Origin of the sequence: Lactobacillus xujianguonis (assembly GCF_004009905.1) — a bacterium.
Taxonomy (GTDB): Bacteria; Bacillota; Bacilli; order Lactobacillales; family Lactobacillaceae; genus Lactobacillus; species Lactobacillus xujianguonis.
Window position 1 is genome coordinate 62,642 of record NZ_ML136878.1, and the last position, 18,269, is coordinate 80,910.

Annotated in this window: 14 protein-coding genes and 2 pseudogenes; 4 read left to right on the forward strand and 12 right to left on the reverse strand. The window is 36.9% G+C overall.

What is annotated here, in order from left to right; translation table 11 throughout:
• Positions 1–53: 53 nt before the first annotated feature.
• Both pulA and EJK17_RS04730 read right to left on the reverse strand, forming a co-directional pair.
• Positions 54–3,770 (reverse strand): type I pullulanase, encoded by a 3,717-nt coding sequence (gene pulA / locus EJK17_RS04725; protein ID WP_103662236.1) that lies wholly within the window; start codon positions 3,768–3,770, stop codon positions 54–56.
• A 467-nt stretch (positions 3,771–4,237) separates the two neighbouring features.
• Positions 4,238–4,633, reverse strand: a complete 396-nt coding sequence (locus EJK17_RS04730) for an iron-sulfur cluster biosynthesis family protein (RefSeq protein WP_103662235.1) — start codon at positions 4,631–4,633, stop codon at positions 4,238–4,240.
• A 149-nt stretch (positions 4,634–4,782) separates the two neighbouring features.
• Between EJK17_RS04730 and EJK17_RS04735 the strand changes: the two genes are divergently transcribed.
• Complete coding sequence (locus EJK17_RS04735) at positions 4,783–5,946, forward strand: SEC10/PgrA surface exclusion domain-containing protein (RefSeq protein WP_103662234.1); 1,164 nt, start codon at positions 4,783–4,785, stop codon at positions 5,944–5,946.
• Positions 5,947–6,000: 54 nt separating this feature from the next.
• Here the strand turns inward: EJK17_RS04735 and EJK17_RS04740 are convergent, their stop codons facing one another.
• From EJK17_RS04740 to EJK17_RS04755, 4 genes are all read right to left on the reverse strand, one after another.
• Positions 6,001–6,579, reverse strand: a complete 579-nt coding sequence (locus tag EJK17_RS04740; RefSeq protein WP_103662233.1) for a hypothetical protein — start codon at positions 6,577–6,579, stop codon at positions 6,001–6,003.
• 36 nt (positions 6,580–6,615) lie between these two features.
• Complete coding sequence (locus EJK17_RS04745; RefSeq protein WP_103662232.1) at positions 6,616–6,903, reverse strand: hypothetical protein; 288 nt, start codon at positions 6,901–6,903, stop codon at positions 6,616–6,618.
• Between the two features lie 83 nt (positions 6,904–6,986).
• The gene (locus EJK17_RS04750; RefSeq protein ID WP_103662231.1) at positions 6,987–7,418 is read right to left on the reverse strand and encodes a zinc-ribbon domain-containing protein; all 432 of its coding nucleotides are present in this window, start codon (positions 7,416–7,418) and stop codon (positions 6,987–6,989) included.
• Between the two features lie 248 nt (positions 7,419–7,666).
• A complete protein-coding gene (locus tag EJK17_RS04755) occupies positions 7,667–8,470 on the reverse strand; it encodes a DUF4931 domain-containing protein (protein WP_103662230.1) in 804 nt (267 codons plus the stop codon).
• Positions 8,471–8,658: 188 nt separating this feature from the next.
• On the opposite strand from EJK17_RS04755, the gene EJK17_RS04760 reads away from it, so the two are divergent.
• The gene (locus EJK17_RS04760; RefSeq protein ID WP_103662229.1) at positions 8,659–9,954 is read left to right on the forward strand and encodes an extracellular solute-binding protein; all 1,296 of its coding nucleotides are present in this window, start codon (positions 8,659–8,661) and stop codon (positions 9,952–9,954) included.
• A gap of 61 nt (positions 9,955–10,015) precedes the next feature.
• Here EJK17_RS04760 and EJK17_RS04765 read toward each other — a convergent pair whose 3' ends face one another.
• The 3 genes from EJK17_RS04765 to EJK17_RS04775 all read right to left on the reverse strand — a co-directional run bounded on the left by EJK17_RS04765 (position 10,016) and on the right by EJK17_RS04775 (position 13,432).
• Positions 10,016–10,942, reverse strand: a complete 927-nt coding sequence (locus EJK17_RS04765) for a LysR family transcriptional regulator (protein WP_103662228.1) — start codon at positions 10,940–10,942, stop codon at positions 10,016–10,018.
• A 97-nt stretch (positions 10,943–11,039) separates the two neighbouring features.
• Positions 11,040–11,522, reverse strand: coding sequence for a hypothetical protein (locus EJK17_RS04770; protein WP_103662227.1), 483 nt, complete (start codon positions 11,520–11,522; stop codon positions 11,040–11,042).
• Between the two features lie 26 nt (positions 11,523–11,548).
• Positions 11,549–13,432, reverse strand: coding sequence for a flavocytochrome c (locus EJK17_RS04775; RefSeq protein WP_103662226.1), 1,884 nt, complete (start codon positions 13,430–13,432; stop codon positions 11,549–11,551).
• Positions 13,433–13,711: 279 nt separating this feature from the next.
• Here EJK17_RS04775 and EJK17_RS04780 point away from each other — a divergent pair, with 279 nt between their 5' ends.
• On the forward strand, positions 13,712–14,935 hold the full coding sequence (locus EJK17_RS04780; protein ID WP_103662225.1) for an alpha/beta hydrolase fold domain-containing protein: 1,224 nt from the start codon (positions 13,712–13,714) through the stop codon (positions 14,933–14,935).
• 228 nt (positions 14,936–15,163) lie between these two features.
• Positions 15,164–15,355: pseudogene (locus EJK17_RS11780) on the forward strand (redoxin family protein); the annotation flags it as partial.
• 33 nt (positions 15,356–15,388) lie between these two features.
• Here the strand turns inward: EJK17_RS11780 and EJK17_RS04785 are convergent.
• The 3 genes and pseudogenes from EJK17_RS04785 to EJK17_RS04795 form a co-directional block, all read right to left on the reverse strand.
• Positions 15,389–16,099, reverse strand: a complete 711-nt coding sequence (locus EJK17_RS04785) for a TPM domain-containing protein (protein ID WP_103662224.1) — start codon at positions 16,097–16,099, stop codon at positions 15,389–15,391.
• A gap of 26 nt (positions 16,100–16,125) precedes the next feature.
• The gene (abc-f, locus tag EJK17_RS04790) at positions 16,126–17,634 is read right to left on the reverse strand and encodes a ribosomal protection-like ABC-F family protein (protein WP_103662223.1); all 1,509 of its coding nucleotides are present in this window, start codon (positions 17,632–17,634) and stop codon (positions 16,126–16,128) included.
• A 321-nt stretch (positions 17,635–17,955) separates the two neighbouring features.
• Positions 17,956–18,269 (reverse strand): annotated as a pseudogene (locus EJK17_RS04795) (ISLre2 family transposase); the annotation flags it as partial.

Genomic DNA, 18,269 nt, shown 5'->3' on the forward strand with positions numbered 1-18,269 from the left:
AGTCTTCTTTTTTATCAAAATGAATCAAGTTAGACTCATCATTTATTTGATTTCTAGCCTACTCTTTTAATATTTCTCGCTTTAATAAAACTACCGTCTTTAAGTTGATAGAATTTCTTTCCTTTAATCTTTATGATCTTATTTGAGCGTAACAAAATTCGTTTATTCTTTTTGAGCAAGATACGCTTTCCGTGCTTTTTAATAGCTTTACCTTGTTTACTATAAACAAATGAATTATGAACTAACTTGTAATAGCTAATGGTATTAGCAACCTGTACAAATTGTCCTTTAGCTATTTTGTAGAACATTTTTCCTTTAATAGCATACTTTTTGCCATTATCTAAAGCCTTTATTGTATTTCCTGCTTTCAATACAATTTTATTACCATCTTTATAAACAACGTTCGTTTGTTCATCATAAACATAAGCATTATGAGTCAAAGGAACTTCCAGCACTTTATCTTTATTCTCTGAAGAAACGTTTGTTGACTCTGCTTTTGAATCATTAGCCTCATTAATAACATTAATTGAATTATTTTTTGTATCATTTGCACTTGAAATTTCAGGTTCAACAATAGGTTCTTCAGGAATAATTTGATTTTCACTTGGAGTTGTTGGTTTTACCGGAGCTGTTGGGTTATCACTTGGAGTTGTCGGTTTTTCTGGTTGATCTGGTCTTGGAACTTTTGGTAAAACCATAGTGCCATCTTCGTCAACCACTAAAGTACTCAATGGTGCTAAAACAGTTTCTTTACTTAATTTCACATTACCATCACTATCAAGCAATTTCTTACCATGTGACAAATCAATATTATCTAAAGAAACGGTATTATTGTTAACGTTAAAGACTATAAGAAGTTTCTTGCCATCAACGTTATATTCATATTCAAATACACCTTTGATATTTTTATCCTTAGTTTCCCTGCCATAGCTAATAACTTTCGTAACATTCTCATTATCAATCTTATTAAAATCATTTAAGTGCAAAATTGGTAATTGCTTACGTAATTTAGCTAATTTTTGGAAGTATTCTACGGATGCCTTATTAACTCCAACTCTCTCCCAGTTAATTTCATTGATATTTACTGGAGAATTGTAAGAATTAGAATTGCCATCCTTAGTTCTCAATGCTTCTTGACCTGAATGGAAGAAAGAAATGCCTTGTGAGAGCATAATCATTGAATTAGCTAATCTGACTCTCTTAGCAATATTTTCATCAGATTCATTTGGCAATTCACTCTTGATATAATCATACAAAGTCTTCCCATCATGACAAGCTGCATAGTTAACCATCTGACTTGGAGTAGCATAATTATGTGGTTCCCATGCATCATTATGCAGCCATTTTCCTCTTAAGAAACTATCTGTGAATAGCTTAGCATGATTATCAAAGTTTCTCTCATTTCCGTTACCAATAACCAACCCAGGCTCTGAGCCATCATCGTTACCTTTAACAGAATTTCTCATGTCGTCACTAAAGAATCCAACACCTGGTACTTTTTCAGCAGTATACTGAGTCGTTCCAAATTCTCTAGTGTATTTTTGATTCCCTAGTTCCCAACCTTCACCGTAGGTGATAATGCCCGGATCAACTTTATCCAAAGCTGCTCTAACGTCATTCATAGTTTGATGATCTAGCAATGACATAATATCGAAACGGAAACCATCTAAGTTGTAGTTCTTAGCCCAATAAACTACTGAATCAACAATGTACTTGCGAACCATTTTGCGCTGAGTACCAATATCGTTACCACAGCCACTATCACCAGTAGTATTGTTATCAGCATCATAACGGAAATAGTATCCAGGAACAGTTAATTCAAGGGCTTGTTCTTGAGGATTATAAACATGGTTATAAACCACATCCATAATTACTCTTATACCCGCTTTATGAAGACCATTAATCATTTCCTTCATTTCCATAATTCTAGCTTGCGGATTAGTTGGATCTGAAGAGTACGAACCTTCCGGAACATCATAATTCTTTGGATCATAGCCCCAATTATATTGATTATCTAAGCTCTTAGTTTCATCAATACTTGCAAAGTCATAAGAAGGCATAATTTGAACGTGAGTAATACCTAAAGATTTCAAATATTCAAGGCCGGTAACTTGACCTGTCGGTGTTTTACCGGATTCAATCATCCCCAAGAATTTACCTTTATCCTTAATCCCTGAATTTGGATCACTGGTAAAATCACGAATTGAAGTTTCATAGACGATTGCATCAGTCGGTTGAGAGAAGGATGGCATTCGATTAAAGTCTGAAGGTTTGATGTTATTGTAATCCTCAATTACACTTCTAACACCATTAACAGTTACAGCTTTAGAATATGGGTCATCAGTTTGAGTTACTTTTCCATTTCCAAAAGTTAAATTGAAATCATATGCCCAACCCTTTTTATCACCTTTGATAATACTAGTCCAAACGCCTTTATCTCCTCTTGTCATAGTAATGACATTAGTAGGCTTAGCATTATTATCAACACTATCATATAGATTTAATTTTACATTCTTAGCAGTTGGAGCCCATAGTTTAATTTGAGTTTGTTTACTATCATAGGTACAACCCAAATCATCACCATCATAAGCATATTTATCATCAAAAGCTTTTGAACGAATATAAGGACCAATGTCAATATTCTTAAAGTTCGTGCCCAAACCAATTTGATTATTCTTTAAAATATCAAGATCAGTTTTTGTATGAATGATAAACTTTTTAGTCTTGTCATCGGCATTGGGATCAATAGCTTCTACACTTGCAATACTATTATTTGGAAGATTAAGTTTCTCTTTAATTCTATCTAAAGTTGTGGCCTTACCTGCTTCAATACTCAAAGTATTTGGTGAAGTCATGAATGCTGAAGATAAACTTTGATCAGCTAGTGCAAAACTTTTACTGTAGTATGCTTCTGAATCATTTTTGACTAAATAAATATCTGTAGCTTTATTACCAGGAAGTGGAGTAAACTCTCTCACTACATTATCCGTACCAATTGGCGCAACAAAGAGTTTCCCAAATTCAATATTATTCAATCTAAAGGAACCATCTTTGCTGTTACCATTTTTGGTTAAATTTATAGTTTGTTTATGGGTTTCGTCTTTATCTGTCCAAACAGTTACACTTTTTACTTGATCATCACCATAATAATGTAAATTGATATCAGCTGCGTGATACTTAGGGGTAACCTTTTGAGCATCATCACTACCTTGTTTATAGAAAACTTCTGCTTTGCCGTTATCACTAACATCAAGACTACGGTCAGCACCAGTACCATCTTTACCAGCCCAGCTGCCTTTTGTTTTTATTAAAACTCCTACTTGATCATAATTTTTGTCTAAATCAATAACAGAGTAATATCCGTTATCATCTTTGCCATCCCATTTATACTCATTGCCATTACCATTTGGTTTTTTACCCCAAATATATGGAACCCATTTTTCACCATCACCGTTATAGTGAATTACTATCTTGGTCTGATCTTGGACTTCCTCACGAGTTTGATTACCATTTGAATTATTATCCTGGTTTCCATTAGCTATTGCTGGAGATATTACTTTTTGATTTGTAGTTTGCTCTTTAACATCTGTTGTATTACTTTTTGCAGAAGAAGCTTGTTGTACAACTTCTGATTTTGCAGGGGTATTGTTGTCATCTGCAGCATGAACCTGTGCCGAAGTCAGATTTGCACCTAGCCAGAGGCTCATAATTGCTGAAGTACATACAAATAGCGACTTAAATTTCATACTATGATTACTATTTTTACTCATAAAACTTTTCCTCCACAACATAATAATTTTTCCACATACAATGATAAATGTAAGCGCATTCATTAACAACAATAAAATAATTTTTGTTATCGATAAAATTTTATTTATAAACTATCTTTTTAATAGTTAATCACCTTTTTTCTATATCGAAATAGTTTTTTACCTAAACCTTCGAAATACACAAAAAGACTTAACCTCGTTTTGTACACGAAATTAAGTCTTCTTTTTTTATTCAAACAAACCTATTTTTAAAATCTCTTCCGCTTGCGATCACCAGCCAAGCCAATAAATTCAACTGCCTGTGGGTATTTTTTAAAAAGCATAAAAATAAGCCCCGAAGTTAGATCAACTTCAGGACTTATTTGACTAAACTTATGTGAAGAAAAAATAAATCATATCACTTCTTCTAAAAGGAGGTTTAGGATTCAGTCGCCTCTATCCTAGATCATTTTTCCTCAAAAGTTAAATTAACAATCATAAACTTTCTTCAAATGAACATCTTTATTACCAGCTAACAGCTGAGGACCATTCCCGATTAATACACCGCCATCAAGCATGGCACCGTCATTCTTCAATTCTAAGGCCGCATTCTTGTAATCAAGATGTAGATTATCTTGGAGCATAGCTAAATCGTAGTCAGAAGTGTACATCTCGACCCCTTCATCATTTTCAAGAACTCGTGGGTAATCCTTATCTGGATGATCTAACCAAATAATCGAGTATGACATCCCCATACTGCAGGAACCGCCACGGATGGAATACTTACCACCAGCATCATCACAGATTAACAACAACGGCTTATCAAGGATTCCGCGCCGTTTTAAGTAATCTAAAGCATTTTGCGTAAATTTAATTCTTGCCATTTTGTCCACCTCATCTTTAAAATATCTATGCTAAAAATATAACACGAGCCAGTAAAAATAAAATTGATTTTGATCAATTATGCTCGATTTTCATCTTTTCTTTCGCATTTCTTGCTATAATATTTTTGAAAAAATCGAGGAGGCACATTATGAAGAAAAAAGCCATCGTGGTCGCTGCTGCCAGCTTGCTTTTAACAGCCGGTTTAACAACAACCCCAGTTAGCGCAGCTCATCTCACCCACTTAACCCGTACTTCTTACATTTATAACAGTAAAGGTAAGCGTCTGCGCACTAAACTGCACAAAGGTAAATATCTCAAAGTCTATCGCACGAAGAACATTAAGGGTAAAAAGTATTACCGCATCGGCAAGAATAAATATATCCGTTTTAGCAATTTCGCTCATCTTAAAGACAACGAAAGCTATACCCCCGTTGGAGCCGAAAATGTCCCGTTATATCTCAATAACCATTCGGATTTACCAACGGCTAAGTCAGTCGTTACTAATGCCAAGAAATTACCAAAAGGCACCAAGTTTGCCTGGAATTTAGCCCAATTACCAGAATTTAAACATAATGGCAACACGACTGGCGAAGTAAAAATCACTTATCCCGATGGCAGCAAAGATACCGTCCAAATCGATTTCAGAGTTTACGGTACCGACCACATCAAGTTACCAACTGATTACACATTAACTAACCTGCAAGCAGCTGAAGACACACCAACCACCGTAATGATTGAAGCTGCCAAAAAAGGTGCTGCCATGGATGAAAATCAATTCGTCCCTGAATCCCAAGCAGATGATCAGGAAAAAGTCGACATTAATAATTTAACACCAAAACAAAAAGCAAGAATTAGTCAATTTGCTCTGCGGATTATTAATGAAGCGCGTTTCCAGATTGGTCGTCCCGACTGGCAATATACAGCCGCAGCCCAAAAGTTAGCTGATGATGTTGCTCACGAATATCAGACCCACCACCGCGGTATTCAAGATGAAGATCATTACGTTGTGGGTTTAGAAAAAGCTGCTAAAGAAAATGGAATCACAATTTCCGGTAACGAAATCGAAGATATGTATGGTGATACAGCAGCTAAGCCAAAAACAATGACGGAATTAAAGAATTTAGTCTATAACGGCATTACTGCTTTTCTCTTTAATCCGCAAGAATTTCATCATGCAGCTGATATTCTCAGTGCACACCGTGATAAAAACTGGAATAAGATCACGATGACTTCTCCCTTCGCCATCTCCTTCACTTATGTTGGCGATTGGAACAGTGTCCACTACATTTCCATTCCGAGCGGTAAGAATTAGTTCAGAATTTTGCCCATACAAAAAAGCGTCCAAACGGACGCTTTTTCATTTTATTTAATTACCGGTGGTACTGATTAGCTTCCCACCACCAATTGCTTTAATCTGGTGATGACTAATCACACCATTTTGAAAGCTCATAATTTGTTTAGTTATCTGGTGCTCAGGGAAATAGAAGCGGAAAATGACATTATAATTTAGTCGTTTACGATTCTTATTTCTTAACTTCACCGTGGCATGGTATTTAATCATGTTAGGGTTCTGAGTCCAACCTTTAACTAAACGCTTTAATTCTTGATAGTCACGATTACGTTTACCACCAACAAAGTCTTTCTGATTTGGTTTCGTAAAGTTAGTAGCTAATAGTTTGTTCATCGACTTCTGCTTGAACTGCAACTGAATGGTTGGGGTACCCTTCTTTTTCTTGAGTACTTTAGCCAAATCAGTTATCTGCTGTGATTTTACCAGCTTGCCTCGCTGCTTTTGAGCAACATAGAGAACAACCTGATCGTTTAATGGCAGATCAGCAAAAGTAAAGTAACCTTTTTTATTTAATTTACCAACTAAGCGATTATTCAAATAGACAGCAGCATGTGGCTTACTTTTGATCTTAAAAGTGCGCGTATTAACATGCAAATTAATATCTTCATGTTGCCAAATATTTACGGTTTTTTAGGTTTGGGCACTTTGACCTAAGTAGTCAGCTTTAGCAGCTACCTTATATTCACCAGGAAGAACCTTGATGGTCTTCTCATATGCTTGATCATTGACACTTAACTTAGCTCGCGAAGAATTATTACTTACCGCTAAACGATAGGCAGGTAATTCTAAAGCATAACGAGGGAAAATTAACCAATAATGACCCTTTTTTGCAAGTTTAATTGGGCCTTGATTTTTACCAACTAAATCTTGTTTCAGCTTATGATATGCACCTAGATGAGTGCGGTAATAGCGCTCCACCGGTTGCAATTTCTTTTTGGTATCTTCATCTGACTTGCACTTGTAACAAGCTCAGTTGTCGGATTAGCAAAAAATCTCGTTACTTAATTCTTGCGGCTATAGTAGTTATACCCAATTGCAATCAACAGACATAAAACCGCTGTAATCAAAGTAAAGACATAAAGCTTCTTATGAGATTTCTTCTTTGCTTTTTCTTGTTTAAGATGAGTTCGGGTAACTGGAGGATGAGTCGGCTGTGACCGTTGCGGTTTCGGCTTGGCTCTCGCTGGCTGCGTTGGCTCCGTCGGATGAGTTGCTTTTACTGTCGGCACTGTTGGCGCTCGCGCTTGCATCTTTGGGTATGCAGGTTGTGAACGATCAGGCTGCAATAGTTTTGGCGGTCGCTTTAAGCCTAACAAACCAAGATTAGTTGGGATATCAGGGTTAGCTTCACCATACAAATTAAACCCGCATTGAGGACAAATTTCCTCCTCAGGACTTACCTCCTTACCACAATTTGGGCAAATTCTTTTCATAATGTTTTCTTCTAAAACTAGTTTTTCAAAACTTGTAAAACTATAACTATATATTTATAGTAGTCCACGTAAACGAGTTAGGAAATCTATCTTGACAATTTAAGCATAAGACACGTAAAAAGCGCACCTATTTCTAAAAAATGTGCAAAAAAGGCACCTATAACGCCGTTACAACTCCCATTATAGCAGACGTTATAATGACAAAACAGGCAGTCGAGCTAATTAACCAGCTTCGACTGCCTGTTTACTTATAAAATAATGCCACCATTAACGAAGCCCTTTAATCTTTGTGCTTCCCATTTCAAAGTATCAGCGTCATCGACTTGTGAAATCTTATAGCCAACGAAATATGGTGAGGCATAGAAACGAGGAATGATTTTACAACAAGTTCCTTTGCCATTATCCAAGGGATAGAAGAAGATGTTGTAGGAATCGACCCCGTGTGACAAAACGGAACGCACATATTGCGCACCTTTTTGAATTAAATCAGCCCAAGTATCTAGGTTTTGATTATCATGAGTCAAAATATTAACCTCTTGGTAGCCTTGAACGGGATGTGAGGACAAATTCATTTCAACCGAGCCTGAGCGACCGACTTCAAAGCCAGTAAAATTCCCTTCTTCAATATCTTGATAGCCATCTTTGTGATATAAGCCCACGATCTGCATGTGTGGGTGGGTTAGCGACCCATCAGACTTGGGTCCGAAGTTTTTGTACCATAGAACGCTTTTATATTTACCCGAATGGTACATCTTATGAAAACACTGCAAGGCAAATTTCATCAGTTCTTGGTTTTCTTCCCGCGTGTAAGTTGAGATATCCCCTTGATGGTCACTGGATTCAATTAAGATCGTTTGATCAGTATCTTCTAGCGTTGGATACTTGTTCTTAAGCCAAATTTTATCGCCATCTTTAGCGAAGATATTTTCCAAATGGGCCACATCACAGAAAGGACAGCCTGCGTTTTGGTTCCCTTGCCGATTACCATAGTCATAATCATATGGTTTACGTTTACCGATTACATATTTATATACTAGAGGGTTCTTATCCATAATCTCACCTGAAAGTTTGTCTTTTTATCTTACGAATATCTAATTGAAGCTTATATTTAAATACAGTTTTTGTCAATTGCAAACAATTTTTAATTTTAAATAGTAATAGTCTGCTTTCTGTGGTAATCTACTTATGTATATTATTACTATCCTCATATATCTTGAGGAGTTTTTGGAGAAAGAGACAAATGAAATTTTCGACAAAACTGTTAACCGTTGCAACACTTGGTTTAACCATGCTTGGAGTGAGTGCTTGTGGGAACAAGTCCGCTTCTAATACTTCAAGCAAGATTCCAACTAAGATTGATAAGAAGACAACTGTCACTTTTTGGTATTCATTAACTGGTACTTCTCAAAGTGCTTTGAAGAAGTTAACCACTGATTTTGAAAAGAATAATCCTAACATTACCATTAAGTTGCAAAGTCAAGGAGGTAACTATTCCGACTTACAAGCCAAATTAGTTTCTGGTTTGCAATCACCAAAAGACCTGCCAACTATCACGCAAGCTTATCCAGGTTGGCTCTACAATGCCGCCAAGAATAAGATGCTGGTCAACTTAACTCCTTACGTTAATAATAAGGAAGTTGGCTGGGGCTCTTACCAAAAGAGTGATATTCAAAGTGGCTTATGGAACGGAGCCAAGATTACCGGTAAACAATATGGCGTGCCATTTAACAAATCGGTTGAAGTCTTATTCTACAACAAGACTTTGCTTGATAAGTATGGCGTCAAAGTGCCTACTAATATGACCGAGTTGAAGTTCGCTTCAGAGAAAATTTACTCAAAGAGTCACCACAAGGTTCGCGGTGTCGGCTTTGATGCCTTGAATAATTACTACATGATTGCCATGAAGGAAAAAGGCATCGACTTCAACAACAAGCTTAACTTCGCAAGTCCTGCTTCTAAGAAAGTGATCAACTACTACGCTAATGGTGTTAAAGCTGGCTACTTCATGCAAGCCGGTACTGAAAAGTACATGTCTACTCCATTTGACAATACTCGTGTAGCAATGTTCATCGGTTCAACTGCTAACGAAGCTTACGTCAAGCAAGCTCTACCTAAGAAATATGAATACGGCATTGCTCCTCGTCCAAGTGAGTTAAATGCTCAGCAAGGTACCGATATCTACATGTTCAATAAGGCTACAGCAATGCAAAAAGCTGCTGCCTTTAAGTTCTTGAAGTTCTTAACTAGTCAAAGTTCACAACTTTACTGGGCAAAGCAAACTGGTTACATGCCAGTTAACTCCAAGACACTGAACTCAGCTGCCTACAAGGCTAATAAGAATAGTAAAGTTCCTGCAATTTTAGCAAAAACGACCAAGAACTTATACTTCTTACCAGTAACTAAGAATTCTATTACTGCTTATGATCAAGTAAATGCCAATATGCAAACGATTTTGGCACAAGCTGCTAAGAAGCAAAACTGGAATAATGCGATTAACAATGGCAAAAATAAATTAGATGCTGCTTGGAAGCAATAAAAATTTAGCTTGATAATGAAAACCACCACTACTTGTTGATGAGTAGTGGTGGTTTTTTGCTTTAATGGATAGATGGATTAAGTTGTTTTTTATCAAATTCTACCAAGAGATTCTTTAATCCTGGTGTTAATTCATGTCCTTTTCTGGTAGCAATGAAGAACACTAAATTGAGTAGATCTTTATCTATTGGTAACAAATTAATTGGAGTCTCTCCAATTCTTTTAATAATGCTTGCCGCGGAAATCGTTAAGCCAACACCATGAATAGCTAAATTGGTAGCTGTAATTACACTACTAGATTCGAGAACAATATTTTCTTTTTGTTGAAATCTTTGAAATAATCCATCTACTTGGTGCCTAATAGCTGATCCTTGAGAACTTAATACAAATGGTTCAGCTAATAAATCTTTCAATGATAATTCATTAGGATTTAGGATAAACTTTCCTTCTTGATAATATTTTGATTTTGGAGAAATCACAACGTAATACCTTTCTCCACCGTTAACTCTTACATCTAATCCCGAGTCAAGTGCTTCTGGTGTTTGTCCCACATAACAATCAATATCCCCGTTTAATAACCTTCGTTCATTGATACGCGGAACATCTTCAAACAATTGAATTTCAACATTAGGATTTTTATCTAAAAACTCGGGCAAGATCTCAGGTAATAAATACGTTCCTAAGCTTTCTAAAATTCCTAATTTAATGACTTCTTTATTAGGATGAACATAAGATGCTAATTGTCTTTCAAGTCTATGACGATTATTTTCTTCAAGTTCTAAATAGTGATAATAAATAAGGCCCGCTTGAGTCAAAGAATATCCATCAGCAGTTTTTTCAACAATTTTTGCGCCCAATCGTTTCTCAATCCGATGTATTAATTGAGTCAAATATGGCTGAGAAATATATAACTCTTTTGCAGCTTTGACAAAGCTTCCCTTCTGGAGCAACACATCTAAATAATGTTGTACCTGTTTAGTGTTATGCATAGTAGACCCTCTCAAATAAGATTACACTTTTATTATACGCACTTATAAAAAAAGAATGCCATTAAGGCATTCTTTTTAAAATATTAGGAAATTTATTCTAATAATTACTCTTCTTCACGTAATGAGTGGCAACAAATTTACCAATCCATACAGCAATATATGATGCAATATAAGAAACTACAAAGAAGATCCACCAAGTAGATATACAACTATGCCACCAAATACCCATTCTTGCTGCTTGAGGAATAGTTGGGTTGTAAAAAATGCTTTGTCCAACGCAGATAAAAGTGTTGAAAGTATTCAAAATAACTGATGGAATAATACCTTGAACAAGAGCAAAGCCAACAGTACCTTCCTTTAAATGGAAGACCTTACCTGCAAGCCAATCACCCCAAGCATTATAAGGAACAAATAAGCTTACAACGAAAACTATCATGAAAATTTCAGCCCAAAGTTGGAATAATTGAGTCCAAACAAAAGGTAAATGGTTAACAATAATTACGGCAATTCCCATAAACAGGCCCATAACTAATGATAAAACACTAGTTAAAACCGTTCCAAAGTGTTCTTTAAAAAACATAGTTTACTCCCTCTTTTCATTCTATTCTAGTGTTCTGAAGCACCTGAAGTTGCATCTGTTTCTGCTGGCATATCATCATGAGCAGTGTTAGCAGAAATGCGACCGAAGGTAAAGATATCGGCAAGTGAGTTACCACCTAAACGGTTACCGGCATGGATACCACCGGCATTTTCACCAGCTGAGTACAAGCCGTCAATAATCTTGCCATCCTTGTTAAGAACATGAGCCTTAGTATCGATGACTAAACCACCCATGGTGTGGTGAATAGCTGGTTTACGTGGAGTAGCATAGAATGGTCCAACTTCACATTTAAGACCTAAAACATTCTTGTGGAATTCTGGGTCTGAACCTTGATCAACGTATGAGTTGTAAGTCTTAATCGTTTCAACTAAAGTATCTGGATCCATACCAATTTGCTTAGCTAAGCCTTCCAAAGTATCATCTCTGAACAAAGTCCCAGCCTTAACTTGAGCATCAAGTGATTCTTGAGTGGTGTTATAAGCAGTATCCTTAATCTTGTCATCAGCGATCAAGTAGAACAAGCCACCATTAGCAATTGCAGCCTTAGCTAAAGTATCACGTTCAGCAAATTCATTCACGAAACGCTTACCCTTTTGGTTAACCATGATGAAGTTTGCAGGTGGAGTTTGAACACCAGTAAAGATTTCACCAGTCTTAGGATCTGAGACAGGCATCAATTGGATAAAGCCCATGCCAAACAAATCAGCACCAGCTTCAAGACCTAAGTTGATACCGTCACCCGTAATTGCAGGAGAGTTAGTAGTAGCGATATCATCATCAATCTTTTGCCAGTAAGTATTATACTTTTGAACCATCTTAGTGTTGGCACCAAAACCACCAGCAGTTAAGATGACAGCCTTTGAATGAACAGTTAACTTACTGCCATCAGCACGAGTAGCGATCACACCACGAACCTTGCCGTCTTCAATGATCAACTTTTCAGCGCGGGTTTCAAGGTATGGGTTAACTCCGTGGTCTCTTACCCAGTCACCTAAAATGTGAATGTAAGCATAACCCATTGGTTCAACTGGCTTGTGGCCACGACGCCATAAACCACCAACTGGTTCAGTAACGTCATCGTTATCAAACTTAACACCTAAGTCAGCTAACCACTTAACTGAGTTCAAAGCATTAGTTACTAATTCGTGAACCAAAGCATACTTACCGTGAATTTCGTTACCCTTAAGGTCAGTTCTCTTACCACCTAAGTAAGTTTGGATTTCATGAAGTAAAGTTGAATCAAATAAGTAATCTGCACCTGAGTCAACGTATTCTTTAATTTGCTTTTGTAATGCCTTAAAGTCTTCTTGATATTCAGGATCAATTTCATCAATTGGAGTTGCTGCCAATTCCTTTAAAGTATCCTTTTCACCAGGAAGAGCCTTGAAGTTCTTTTGCCAGTCTGGTTCAGCGGCGTTCATTGGACCACCGGCACGACTAGTGTTACCACCAATTTGTGGGTACTTTTCCAAAATCGCAACTTTTTCACCGTGTTGAATTGAACGAACAGCAGCAGCTAATCCGGCACCACCAGCACCAACAACGGCTACATCAACAGTGATTTCTTCATCGCTAGCCTTCTCAGCAGCTGGCTTGTCACGCTTCTTCCATTCTTCAGCGTCACCACCAGCTTCAGTAATAGCTTGAGCGATTCCGTCAACTACACCGTGACTAGAAATCGTCGCACCACTGACTGCATCAACGTTTAAAGTTTGATTATCAATAATTTGTTTTGGTAAGCGGTTGAAGACTTCATCGGCAACACCCTTGGTTTCACCAGATGAATCAATTTCAATGTTCTTAATCTTGTCATCTTCAATAGTAACAGCCATTGGCATTGATTCTGAGCCATGACCTTTTGCACGCACTTGATATTTACCGTTCTTCATTATTTATTTCCGCCTTTCTTTATTGCTTATGCATTCAGAATAGCGCTTACAATAACCGGGCGCAAATACTTATTTTGCAATATAAATATAACAAAAAAACTATATTCTAATTTTAACGTGTCAGAATCCTTGATATAACAGCGTAGATTTTAGAAAATCTACTCATATATAGATTTGTGATTATACTGATAGCGCTTGCAAAAGACGATTTTATAAATATAATAAAGTCAGTTTTGCTAGCAAACGTAACAACATAAAGCAAAAAGTAGAGGTTAAATAATGAAAATTAACAAAATTGCAAATCTAACGCTAAGTGCAGTAATGCTATTAAGTGGTGCTGGTTTCTACGAAGGTAATGAAGCTACGAATAGCTCAACTGTTATAGCAGCTACCAATAAAAAAGAAGTAGTTGCTAGCCGTAAAGCCAACGTTTATACGTTAAAGGGCCAAAAAGTTTCAAAGACTATCAAAAAAGGACAGAAAATCAGTATTATTGGAACTAAAGGTAAATATTATAAAATTGGAAAGAATTCTTATATTAAGAAGTCAAGCGTAAAAATGGTTACCAAGCATAACAATAAGAGTACAAAAAATACTCCAATTTCAACCACAGGTAATAACACAAAGTCAGTAATTTCATTAAAAGGCAATGACACGCTTACCCATTACGATATGGATGGAAATGAAGTAAATGTAACTTATATTCCTAATGTTCCTTACGAAAACTATGGTAAACAATTAACACTTCAAATTCTTGAGCCTAATGAATTTAACCACCCTAACAAAACTTATCCTTGCGTAATGTTTGTAAAAGGAAGTCACTGGGCTAAACAAGATGTTTATAAGAATGTGGCTTCCCTTAGCAGATTAGCTTCTAAGGGATACGTTGTGGCCATCGTTCAATATAGAGACTACGACGCCGGCTTCCATTTTCCAGCACCAATTATTGATGCGAAGAACGCTGTAAGATTTATGAAAGCTAATGCTAATAAATACCATGTTCAAAAAGACAACATTATAATGATGGGTGGTTCATCTGGTGGCCAAGTTGCTACAATGGCCGGTATGACTGCCAAAACTAACAAGTTTGATCAACCTATTAATAAGGAAAATCCTCATGTTAAAGGAATCATAGACATTTATGGTGCTGTTGATCTAAACATGAAAGGTGGATTCCCAACAACTGGTGATTCTCACGATATTCATACGCCTGAAGGATCAGAAATGGGCTTTGATATTCCTTCACACAAAGAAGAAACTGAAAAAGCTAATTCCAAGAACTACGTGAATGAAGATTTTCCTCCAATGTTAATTGCACATGGTACTGCTGATGCTACTGTTTCAGATAAAGAAAGTATCGAACTTTACAACGCCTTAAAGAAAGCTGGTAAACCAGTTCATCTCTATTTAATTAATGGTGCAACTCACGGAAATAATGCCTTCTTTGGTGAACACATGACAAATATCTACGATCAATTCATTAAACAATGTTTGAAAAAATAAAGTAATATTTATTAGTTAACCAGTAAATAATTTATTTTTAAACTAATTCCAAAAAAAGAGACCATGATACAATCCTACTAAAGTGGACGATTGAAATACATAAAGTATTCAATTATTCACGAAGGTGGGATTTTTTATGCCTAGAAAAAGTAAGTATTCATTTAAACAGAAGAAATGGGCGTTGAACAGTACTCGAATGGTTATATGAGTGCTGTTGAAATAGCTAGGCAACTTGTATCTGACATTGAAGGCTCCTTTGGTCGTGCAAGTAAATTGTTAGTCCCAGCCATGGGCATTTTAGCTCGTTCCGTTTAGGTACTTGATAAAGATGGTAAGATCGTTTATAGACAAGTAGTCGAAGAAACAACTGATGAACCTGATTACGATCAAGCTTTGAGCAAGTTAAACGAATTAAATTAATAATCGACTTAAACAAAGAAGGAATTGGAAAAATCACTCCAATTCCTTCTTTTTATTTTTGTCATGATCAAATGGGACAAATTTATCAATTCCATAACCATCATGTCGAAAGCGCCAAACTTGCGAATACATAAGAAACAAGATCAAAACCGTAATCACTATCCAAAATACCGTCAGACCAACATTTTCTTTTTTCTCTGCTTTTTTATGCTTGCTTTTCATGACTGGCACTGATTCTTTCGCTTGAGATAAACGCTGCGTCAGATGACTAGCAAGCAATGTGACTACTCTATCATAGTCTTTTTGCTCAAAAGCATGTTGAACAGGTGCACTGTTTACCAGATTAGTCAGAAACTTTTGAGTTAAATTATTCTTACTCAAATTTCCAGGGATGACTTCAAGTTGATGATCTTTAATCCTCAGAACAATCAGCGCACCGTTCATGTAGGCAGCCGTACCAAAATTCCGTTCAGCAACCAGCTTTTTGTGCAATTCAGAAACATTTTTACAGCCTGTATCTTGAAGTGAAGTAATTATCACGACCGCAATTTCAGGATAGCTTCTCAGTTTTTTAAGCTTAGTCTCGTTAAGCCGAGCCAAGTTAGCTTTAGTCTTGTGATTTAAAACCTGCGCTTGATCAAAAACTACTTTAGTATCAGCTTTAACCTTATTTGTAGGAAAGAAAAGCAATATCAAACTTAGCACAGCAATAAGAATTAGCTGTTCTTTTTTACCTATTTTCATAAAAATTCCTCTGTTATGTTGATGTTTTATTGCTTTAATTCTACCCTCTGACTAGCCACTTGTTCAATGAAAAACTGATCGTGTTCAACAAGCAGCATGGCTGGTTGAACCTCCTGCAGCAACTTAATCAGTTGATCCTGATTAAAAACATCAAGATAATTTGCAGGTTCATCCCACAAATACAGGTCAGCTTTTTCAACTAAGGACTTCGCCAAAGCCACCCGCTTCTGCTGTCCCATGCTCATCTTTTCAATTGGAGTCGCAAAGGCCGAGCGCGGAAAGCCCATCTTTTTCAAATTATTGAGCAATTCTTCATAAGAAATCTTCTGCTCCTCCGCAAACTCGCTTAACTGACCACGATACTCAGTGAAGTCCTGTGGTAAATATGAAATTGTCAAGCCGTTAGTCAATTCAAGCTTCCCTTGATAACTAGCTCCCTGGGCTTGGCCTAATAACAATTTCAAAAAAGTAGACTTGCCTGAGCCATTTTTACCTTCAAGTGCCACTACTCCATGATTCTTTACCATCAAATCAAGGTCATCGAACAAAGCCTTGCCGGCAATCGCTAAATTCAAATGCTGGACTTCCAACAGAGTCTCATGATAGTTGGGCTGAAAGTTCATCGTCAATTCCGGCGTCTCTTCCACATTGACTAACAAACCTTTCTTTTCTTCAACGCGCTTATCAAGGCGGTCACGCGCACTAATCGACTTCTTCATCATCTTCGCCGCCGCATGACCGATCGCACCTTTATTCAGACGTGTCCGGCGATTTAAGATATATTGGTATTTCTGACCAATGTTTTTTCTAGCCTCAACTTTTTGCGCCCAGTGATAAAACTGTTGCTGTTGTCGATGCAAGGTATTAATCTGACCTTTTAACTTCTGATTCTTCTCGCGATTAAATTCATCGCGTCTCTTTTTCACGCTCTCATAAGTCGCAAAATTACCCTGATACAAATGAATCTCAGTATTTTCAATCGCTAGAATATGATTCGTAACTTGATTCAAGAAATCACGATCGTGACTAACCACAATGTACCCTTTTTCATGGCCAACTAAATAATCCGCCACCTGCTTCCGACTAGCTTCATCCAAATGATTGGTCGGCTCATCGATTAAAGCAAAAGAATCCTGATCGGTAAAAGACAGAGCCAATAACACCTTGGTCTGTTCGCCGCCACTAAGAGTGTTAAACGGCTGCCACAACAAGTTGGGATCAACTCCCATCAAGTTTAGTTCCCGCTCAAGTTCCCATTGTTCAAAATCAACCTGCTCCTGCAATTCATAAAGAGTGAGGTTAGCTGGATCTTTGATCGCAATTGGATAGTAAGAAAAACGTAAACGGGTTCGAATCTCTCCTACTCCGTGCAATTTTCCTCGGAGTAAATTCAAGAAAGTCGTCTTGCCACGACCATTGCGGCCCACTAAGCCTAACTTCCATGAACTATCCAAGTTCAGGTTCAAGTTGTTAAAAATGTTCTCGCTGCTGTCGTCATATCTAAATGACAAGTTTGAAATTCGCATATTGCTCATCTAATCGCCTCGAAAAAAAGAGCCTACACTTCTGGCAAGTGCAGACTCTCCCTCGTTATTTGCGCATAATAAAAGAAGGTATTCCGTCGCAATTAATCTTGCCAAAAGTGCATAGTTGCTCCATCAAAAAATAATGACTGTTTAACTATGCTTGAGTTTGCAAGATTAAAAACGCAACGGCGACCCTTCTTTCTAGAGATGAATTTCAATTGATTGATGTTAGAATAGCATGAACGTAAAATTAAAGCAAGTGGAATATTTAAATCGTAAGTGTCAAAGTTTTTGCGGTTACTCAAAAACCATTAGTCTGACCTTAATTTCTTAATAATTTATGTGATTTAACATCCGATTGAATTTACTTAAATAGCTGCCACCAACTACTGCTGCTGTTAAGGCTCCGTGTTGAATACCGGTATGGATTTCGTGACGGATTCTCAAACTATCTCTAGCTGCGGCTTGTAATTTCTTACGGTCTAAGCTAATTAGTTTGCTCGTTTCAAAATCACTGTTGAGCCATTCTTCTAAGTCTCCATTCTTGATGCAAGTTAGAATTCGAAGCATGCCTTCGGCACCAGCTTCAGACCAATATTTGCCTTGGCCTTTAACGCGATAAGTATACTTACGGTGATTACTTT